This window comes from Carnimonas bestiolae (genome assembly GCF_051251145.1).
GTDB lineage: Bacteria > Pseudomonadota > Gammaproteobacteria > Pseudomonadales > Halomonadaceae > Carnimonas > Carnimonas bestiolae.
In genome coordinates this window covers 58,408-65,813 of the sequence record NZ_JBPCZK010000013.1, presented here as the reverse complement: position 1 = coordinate 65,813, position 7,406 = coordinate 58,408, and the positions used below count along the sequence as shown (strand labels likewise).

Annotated in this window: 4 protein-coding genes; all 4 read right to left on the bottom strand. The window is 59.3% G+C overall.

The window, feature by feature from the left end:
* Positions 1–205: 205 nt before the first annotated feature.
* Entirely contained in the window at positions 206–1,909 is a 1,704-nt protein-coding gene (gene leuA / locus R84865_RS12705; RefSeq protein ID WP_435639862.1) for a 2-isopropylmalate synthase, read from the bottom strand.
* Between the two features lie 411 nt (positions 1,910–2,320).
* Entirely contained in the window at positions 2,321–3,235 is a 915-nt protein-coding gene (serB, locus tag R84865_RS12700; protein ID WP_435639861.1) for a phosphoserine phosphatase SerB, read from the bottom strand.
* Positions 3,232–5,505, bottom strand: a complete 2,274-nt coding sequence (gene parC / locus R84865_RS12695) for a DNA topoisomerase IV subunit A (RefSeq protein ID WP_435639860.1) — start codon at positions 5,503–5,505, stop codon at positions 3,232–3,234. Before parC ends, serB begins: the two co-directional genes overlap by 4 nt.
* Positions 5,506–7,386, bottom strand: coding sequence for a DNA topoisomerase IV subunit B (gene parE, locus R84865_RS12690; RefSeq protein WP_435633095.1), 1,881 nt, complete (start codon positions 7,384–7,386; stop codon positions 5,506–5,508). It lies immediately after the preceding gene.
* Positions 7,387–7,406 lie beyond the last annotated feature (20 nt).

The following is a 7,406-nucleotide window of genomic DNA, read 5'->3' as shown; positions in this document are numbered from 1 at the left end:
CCCCAAAAAGTGGGTCGGCGTGGAGGGGTGGGTGGAGTTGATGGCTGTGAACCCCTTTTGAAGAAAAAAGGCGGAAGAAAAGGGAGGTGTCCCCACACGCTTGAGACAAAATTTTGTTAAAACTATATTAAATGTTGGCAACCGTCAATGTGACCGCCACCACTGCCAATTCTACCCTTTACCCTTGGGCTTTGGCCCGCCCGCGCTATGCCATTTCGGCCTTTTGTGGGCGTGCTTCGCTCACCCGCGAGATGGCCGCCAGTGCCGCTACCAGCGTAGCGGTCGTGGTATTGAAGTGAATCCCTACGCCAAACACCGATTTGCCTGCGGCACGCAGCTCAACAAAGGCCACCGCTTCGGCTTCAGCACCGCGACCGCGCGAGCTTTCCTGATAGTCGATAACGTCAACATCGAAGCCCTGTTGATTCAGGCCGTCAATCAATGCAGACAATGGGCCGTTGCCCTTACCGTTCAGCGTTAGCTCGCCTTTCGGCGTGACAACCTGCGCGGCAATACTTACCTGCTCGCCGTCTTCCTCTATGCGCTGAGAGACCAACCGGTAAGGCGTATCGAGGCAGTATTCCTCGAGGAAGGAGCGATGGATCATCTCGGAAGTAATCTCACGTCCGGTTTCGTCGGCCGCGCGCTGCACCACCTGACTGAATTCAATTGCCAGCCTGCGCGGCAGGGAAATGCCGTGATCCTGCTCCAGCAGATAAGAGATGCCGCCCTTGCCCGACTGACTGTTAACGCGAATGACTGCTTCATAGTTGCGCCCGACATCCATGGGATCGACCGGCAGGTAGGGCACGTTCCACAGCGGCGATTCGCCCTGCTCGACCAGCGCCTGGCGCTGATTCATGCCTTTTTTGATCGCATCCTGATGCGAGCCTGAGAATGCAGTGAACACCAGATCGCCCACGTAGGGATGACGAGGATGCACCGGCAGCTGATTGCAGTGCTCCACTTCGCGCATGACGGGCGTCAGGTTCGAGACATCAAGGCGTGGATCAACCCCCTGGATATACAGGTTCATGGCCAGGGTAATCAGATCGACGTTACCGGTACGCTCACCGTTGCCAAACAGCGTGCCTTCGATACGGTCGGCCCCTGCCATGACACCCAGTTCTGCGGCAGCGATGCCGGTACCGCGATCGTTGTGCGGATGCAGGCTAACAATGGCGCGCTGACGCTCGCTCAAATGACGGCAGAACCACTCGATCTGGTCGGCATAGACATTGGGCGTGGCTACTTCGACCGTCGCCGGCAAGTTCAGGATGACCGGCGTAGCGCTGGTCGCACCCCACGCATCCAGCACCGCTTCACAGACTTCCAGCGAGTACTCAAGCTCGGTGGTAGTGAAGTGCTCAGGCGAATACTGGAACGTCCACTGGGTGTCAGGCTGCTCATCCATCAACTCACGCACCAAGCGGGCATGGGTAACGGCCAGCTCCTTGCAGGCGCTCTTGTCCAGATTCAGCACCGTATCGCGGAACAGCGGCGAGGTGGCGTTATACAGGTGCACAATCGCACGATTGGCCCCCTTGAGCGCCTCGAGCGTGCGCCGGATCAGCGGCTCGCGAGCAGGCGTCAGCACCTGCAGGGTGACATCGTCGGGTACGCGCTGGTTATCGATCAGATCGCGCAGAAAGTCGTAATCGGTTTGCGACGCCGACGGAAAGCCCACTTCGATCTGCTTGAATCCCATGCTGACCAGCAGTTCGAAGAAACGCCATTTACGCTCGCCGTCCATTGGGTCGACCAGCGACTGATTGCCATCGCGTAGGTCAACGCTCGCCCAGATAGGTGCCTTTTCAATGCGCTTGCCCGGCCACTGGCGATCAGGCAGGTCGACGATATCAAAAGGGCGGTATTTACCTTGCGGCGCGGTGAACGAGGTCGAACTCATGATGGCAACTCCACAAACAGAGGCTGCAGCCGACGCGCTGGTTGAATGAGCGGCGATGTACAGACAGCGAAAAAAATAACGGCACAAAGGAAAGGATCGCTTGCCTTCGTGCCCATAGGTGATGGTCATCACTAAAACATGACTACGGGGGATAGCCCGCAGTATAGATGTGCTTCACTAGCGTTAAGCCTGCGAAAGCATATATCACTTCTTATAGAGCCACACAGTAGCAGCACGATGCGCACTATTCAATATTCAAAGCAACAATATTCTACTTTTTAATGAATATAGGGCATTTCACCAAGACATCGCATCGATCAGGGCCCCCGGCCTCTTCACCGTGGCAGTGCTCTTTTGCCAGCACAAAAAAACCTCGCTATGGGGCGAGGTTTTAACGGTACGGAGCGCGGCTTATTCATCGAGCAGGTAGAGCAGCGCATCCAAACCAAGGGTCGAGATTGCCTGCCGCGCCTGTTCGCGCACCAGCGGTTTGGCGTGGAAGGCAACGCCCATGCCGGCCGCTGCCAGCATTCTCAGGTCGTTGGCGCCATCGCCCACCGCCACGGTTTGGCCCATATCGAACTCTTCCCGCTGCGCGATGCCGGTCAGAATCTGCGCCTTGCGTGCTGCATCGAGAATGGGCTCCTGCACTTCGCCGGTCACCCGCCCTTCGTGGATCACCAACTCGTTGGCGTGTATTTCATCGAAACCCAGCTTTTCCTGTAGATAACGAGCAAAGAAGGTGAAGCCACCGGAAATAATAGCGGTGTGATAGCCGCGCTGGCGCAGGATTGTCAGCAGGCGCTCGACACCGGGCATCAGCGGCAGCTGTTCAGCGATCGCCTCAAGACGCGCTTCGCTAAGGCCGGCAAGGGTTGCCATGCGACGCCGAAAGCTTTCCTTGAAGTCGATATCGCCACGCATCGCACTGGCGGTTACCGCGGCAACTTCATCGTAAACGCCATGCTCGCGGGCCAGTTCGTCGATCACTTCCGCCTGAATCAGCGTCGAATCCATATCGAAGCACACCAGCTTGCGCCTGCCGCGCCACGGGTTGGGCTCCTCTACAATCAGATCGACGCCCAGCTCTGCGGCCAGCGGCAGCGCTTTATCGCGCAGCGCTGCGCTCTCTTCGCTAGAAGAGACACCGGCATCCAAATCAAGACGCAGGCACTCGCCGTGCTCAGACTGCCAGTGCGGCTGGTCGGCTTTTGCCAGCCAGCGCCGCTCGGCGATGGTGGCGTGGCGTGCATCGAGCAGTTGCTCGACACGCTCAATAGCCTCTGGCGCCAGTCGTGGTGCCATCAAGGTCAGACGCACGCTCATGTGTCGCCTCCTTCCAGCGCCAGATGACTGACCCGCTGCAGCCCTTGTGGCAGTTTGCTGCCGCGTTTGCCGCGCTCGCTCTGATAGGCATCGAGATCAGCGGGTTTCAGCGTTAGCTTGCGTTTGCCTGCATGCACCACCAGCGAACCGCCTTCCGGCACCACGACCAGGTCACGCACGAACTCCTCGCGTGCTGCGGACGCCTTGCCGGGAATGCCGATCATTTTGTTGCCCTTGCCTTTTGCCATTTCCGGCAGCTCGGCCAAATCGAACACCAGCAAGCGCCCCTGGTTGGAAGCAACCGCCACCCGTGCAGTGCCTTCCGCCGGACAAGGGTTAAGCACCGCACAGCCTTTTGGCAGCGTCAGCACCGCCTTGCCCGAACGCGACCGCCCAACCAGCGCTTCGATTTCGGTGACGAAGCCATAGCCACCGTCGCTCGCCAATAGATAGCGCGCCTTGGGCTTATCGAGCATCATCGCGACAATTTGCGCGCCTGCGGGCAGGTTGATCTTGCCAGTGACAGGCTCGCCCTGACTGCGCGCCGACGGCAACTGATGCGCCGCCAGCGTGTAGGTACGCCCGGTATCGTCGAGCAGCACCAGTTGCTCGTTGCTTTTGCCGCGCACGCTGCACAGGTAGCTATCGCCCGACTTATAGCTAAGCGAGGTCGGATCGATATCGTGGCTCTTGGCGCTGCGGATCCAGCCGCCTTTCGATAGCACCACGGTGATCGGATCGGAGCCTACCAGATCCATCTCGGAGAGCGCTTTGGACTCTTCACGCTCGACCAGCGCACTGCGTCGCTCATCGCCGAATTTCTCGGCGTCGTCCTTAAGCTCCTGCTCAATGAGGTCGGTCATCTCCTCCTCACTGCCCAGAATCTTCTCAAGGTACTGGCGCTCTTCTTCCAGCTTCTCGCGCTCGGCGTTGAGCTTGACCTCTTCGAGCTTGGCCAGATGCCGCAAGCGCAATTCGAGAATTGCTTCGGCCTGACGCTCGCTCAGCTTGAAGGCAGCGATCAGCGCTTGCTTGGGCTCATCTTCTTCACGAATGATGCGGATAACTTCATCAATGTTCAGATAGGCGATCAGCAGCCCTTCGAGGATATGCAGACGATCGTTCACCTTGCCAAGGCGGTGCTCGAGGCGTCGCCTAACCGTGGTGCGACGGAACGTTAGCCATTCACCCAGCAGCTCATTGAGCGCCATCACGCGGGGACGGCCATCGAGGCCAATCAGGTTGAGATTGACGCGCTGGCCTTTTTCAAGATCGGTAGTGGCGAACAGATGATCCATCAACTGCTGGGTATCGACGCGATTGGAGCGCGGGACCACCACCAAACGCGTCGGCTCTTCATGGGTCGATTCGTCGCGCAGATCGACCACCATCGGCAGCTTTTTGGCCTGCATTTGGCTAGCAATCTGCTCCAGCACCTTGGCCCCGGACACCTGATACGGCAGCGAGGTGATAACGATATCGCCGTCTTCGATCTTGAAACGCGCGCGCATTTTTACCGAGCCGCGTCCGCTCTGATAGAGCTTGCGCAGCTCCGATTTGGGCGTAATGATCTCGGCAGCGGTGGGGAAATCAGGCGCGGGCAGATATTTGCACAGATCGGTAACGCTGGCGTCGGGGTGGCGCAGCAAGTGCCGAGTGGCCTTCACCACTTCGTGCACGTTGTGCGGCGGAATATCGGTTGCCATGCCCACCGCGATACCCGAGCCACCGTTCAGCAGCACGTGCGGCAGCCGCGCAGGCAGCACCGACGGCTCCTGCAGGGTGCCGTCGAAGTTGGGCGACCAGTCAACGGTGCCCTGCCCCAGTTCGCCCAGCAGCAGTTCGGAGAAGCGCGACAGACGCGATTCGGTGTAGCGCATGGCGGCGAAGGATTTGGGATCGTCAGGGCTGCCCCAGTTACCCTGGCCGTCTACCAGCGGATAGCGATAGCTGAACGACTGGGCCATTAGCACCATGGCTTCGTAGCAGGCGCTGTCACCGTGCGGGTGGAATTTACCCAGCACGTCGCCCACGGTACGCGCTGATTTCTTGTACTTGGCGCTGGCGCTTAGCGCCAGTTCGCTCATTGCGTAGACAATGCGCCGCTGTACCGGCTTCAGACCGTCACCGATGCTCGGCAGCGCACGGTCCAAAATCACGTACATGGAGTAATCGAGATAGGCTTTTTCGGTGTAGCGCTTCAGCGACATCTGCTCGATATCACCTGCTGCCACCGCTACCGGCGCTTCGAATTCGTTGTGATCTGCCATTTATACCTCTACCTCAGCCTGATCCCCGTAATGCTCAAGCCAGTGACGGCGATCGGCCGCACGCTTTTTGGCCAGCAGCATGTCGAGCGCTTCAATGGTGCCATCGTCGGATTCGCGGGTGAGCTGCACCAAACGGCGCGTATCGGCCGCCATGGTGGTTTCGCGCAGCTGCATCGGATTCATTTCCCCCAGGCCTTTGAAACGCTGTACGTTAGGCGTACCGCGCTTGCCTTCCAGGCGTTTGAGAATCTGCGCCTTCTCGCTTTCATCGAGGGCGTAGTGGACTTCTTTGCCAAGGTCAATGCGGTAAAGCGGCGGCATCGCGATGAACACGTGCCCGGCATCGACCAGACTTGGGAAGTGGCGCACGAACAGCGCGCACAATAGCGTGGCGATGTGCAGGCCGTCGGAGTCGGCATCGGCAAGCACGCACACCTTGTTGTAGCGCAGCCGCGACAGGTCGTTGCTGCCCGGGTCGAGGCCAAGTGCCACCGCGATATCGTGAATTTCCTGCGATCCCAATACCTCTCCGGAATCGACTTCCCAGGTATTCAGAATCTTGCCTCGCAGCGGCAGGATGGCCTGGGTTTCGCGGTCGCGCGCCTGCTTGGCACTACCACCGGCAGAGTCACCTTCGACCAGAAATATTTCACTGGCCGCGGGATCCTGACTCGAGCAATCCGCCAGTTTGCCGGGCAGCGCCGGGCCTTGAGTAACCTTTTTGCGCACCACTTTCTTGGCCGCACGCAGTCGCCTTTGAGCTGCGCTGATCGCCAGCTCGGCCAGCTGTTCGGCTTCAACGGTATGAGAGTTGAGCCACAGCGAGAACGAATCCTTCACCGCCGCCGCAACAATCGACGCCACCGTGCGCGACGACAGCCGCTCCTTGGTCTGCCCCGCAAACTGTGGATCGTGCATTTTCACCGACAGCACGAAGGCGATGCGCTCCCACAGGTCATCGCCGGTCAGCTTGACGTTCTTGGGAATCAGATTGCGGTATTCGCAAAACTCTTTCAGCGCCTCGATCAACCCGCTACGTAAGCCGTTGACGTGGGTTCCGCCCAGCGGCGTGGGAATCAGGTTGACGTAGGACTCCTGCACTCCCTCTCCGCCTTCGGGCAGCCACTGCAGCGCCCAATCGACATGGTGATCATCGTCTTCGGCATGCCCCAGCACCGGAGAACTGGGCAGCAGTTCGAAGCCGTCGAGCGCTTGCGACAGGTAATCCTTCAGGCCATCGGCGTACTGCCACACGGTATCGCTACCGTCGGTATCGAACAGCGTTACCTTAAGGCCAGGGCACAGCACTGCCTTGGCGCGCAGCAAATGGCGCAGCCGTGTTACCGCGACCTTGGCACTGTCGAAATAGCTGGCATCGGGCCAAAAGCGCAGCAGCGTGCCGCTGGCACGCTTGGGTGCGCTGCCAATCTCGTGCAGCTCCTCGACCTTCTCACCGTTCTCGAAAGCAATTGCCTGACGTACGCCATCTCGCCACACCTCAATTTCGAGCCGGGTGGAGAGCGCATTGACCACCGAGACGCCCACCCCGTGCAAACCGCCGGAGAAGCGATAGCTATCGTTGGAAAACTTACCGCCGGCGTGCAGCCGCGTCAGAATCAGCTCGACACCACTCACCCCATGCTCGGGGTGAATATCGGTGGGCATCCCACGGCCGTTATCCTCGACCTCAACGCCGCCGTCGTCGCGCAGACGCACGACAATCGCATTGGCGTAGCCGGCCAGGGCTTCGTCGACGCTGTTGTCGACGACCTCTTGTACCAGATGATTGGGACGAGCAGTGTCGGTGTACATCCCGGGGCGTTTACGCACCGGGTCAAGGCCCGAGAGGACCTCAATGGAACTGGCGCTGTATTGGCTCATGTGGCTCAAATAATCAGGGT